At 51.0% G+C, this 1618-nt stretch carries 1 protein-coding gene; it reads right to left on the reverse strand.

The window, feature by feature from the left end; genetic code table 11:
* Positions 1-1618, reverse strand: a 1618-nt coding sequence (locus E1163_RS00640) for a fibronectin type III domain-containing protein (protein ID WP_155168593.1), incomplete at both ends; no start/stop codon positions are given.

Below are 1618 nucleotides of genomic sequence, written 5' to 3' on the forward strand. Positions count from 1 at the left end.
ATCGTAGCTGTAGGTGTACAGCTTTTCTTCCGCATCCCCGTGGGCTTTCCATTTGATGGCGGATATATTGCCATTGTATTGCGGTTTGTGTGCCAGTGTGTTTTCAGTGGCTACGGCAGTTTTGGTTGTGGATGATACCACATGGCTGTAGGCTGAAAACTCCTGCCCGTTAGTGGCCCTTACACGATAGTAATAGGTAGTGCCTCCGGTAAGTTTGCTGTCTTTATACTGACGTGCCCCACGAACGGTGGTAGCTACCCTTGCAAAGCCACCGGTTTGGCTTAGCGATCTTTCTATCTCATAGCTTATAGCCGGGTCCTGGGCTTCCCACTTAATAAGGTTCTTATCAAAGTCAGTGGCTATGGCCTGTACACGGTCAGGTATTTCAGGGGCCACCATTGCCTCAAAAGATATGGCTGATCCCTTGATCTCTCCACTGCTATGGTAAATACTTACATCTACCATGAGCGGGCCGGTCGAGGGGGTTTCCGAGTCGTAGTAGGGATCACCGTTCCTTTTGTAGGTAATGGTAGTACCTGTCCTTTCTATCCGAAGGATGTCACCGTCTTCAAATCCTCCTATACCATATTTGTTACTTCCTTGCTCATTGACCACTATTGTATTGGTACTGCTGATTTTAAAGGCATAGTCGATGTTATTGGTGGCATCGGTGCTGTTTTCGGTGAGGCCAAAGTAGCGTTCATGGTTAGTACCATACACAATAAACTCTGCCCAGCCGTCGGTACCTGCGGGAAGTATTTCTACGGAGGTCGCACCCCCATTATCAATGCCCCAGCCTGCGGTTTTGCGCAAGGTGTTGTCGGGCAGTACTTCCACCCCTGTCAGGTCTGTCCAGGTCACCGGGAAGCCTTCCCTTGAAGCTACTTCAGTGGTCACTGTCAGGGCATTGCTGTAGGAGGAGTTGCCTCCTGAGTTATAGGCATACACTCGATAAGTATAGCTGACAGCTCCTGCCACAGTACCATCGGTGTAGCTGGTGGTGTTGGAAGGCAGGTTGGCCACCTGCTCGTAAGTGCCGGTGCCGCTTTGCCTTTCTATTATAAACCCTGTTTCATCGCTGGCATTATCTGCCCATTGCAGGCCTACACTGTTTGATGTCACTGTTGTGCTTTGCAGGGTAGTTGGGGCATTGGGTGATTCTACATGGGCTGCTCCAAAGTTAAGGGTGCCGTTTTGGATCTCTCCATTGTTATGGTAGATGCATGCATCAACCCTCAGGGAAGTGGTTGAAGGTACCTCGGATATATGGAAGGTACTGCCGCCTCTTTTATATTCTATGGTGGTACCGGTACGCTCCACCCTGAATACTTCTCCAGGCTCTATATCTCCGTAGCCGGCACGGGAGATGCCGTTTTCCTGGATCACAATGGTATTGATGCTGCTGATCTTGATGGCATAGTCCATATTCTTGGTGGCATCCACATTGTTTTGGGTCAGGCCAAAGTAGCGCTCCTGGCTAGTGGGGTAGACGGTAAATTCTGCCCAGCCGTCAGTGCCTGCGGCCAGTACTTCCGCAGAGGCTGCGCCTCCATTATCGGAGCCCCAGCCCCCGGTCTTGAGCAGGGTATTGTCCGGCTGTACTTCCACACCCACCAGG

Source organism: Fulvivirga kasyanovii, assembly GCF_009711405.1.
In the GTDB taxonomy this organism is placed as follows: Bacteria; Bacteroidota; Bacteroidia; order Cytophagales; family Cyclobacteriaceae; genus Fulvivirga; species Fulvivirga kasyanovii.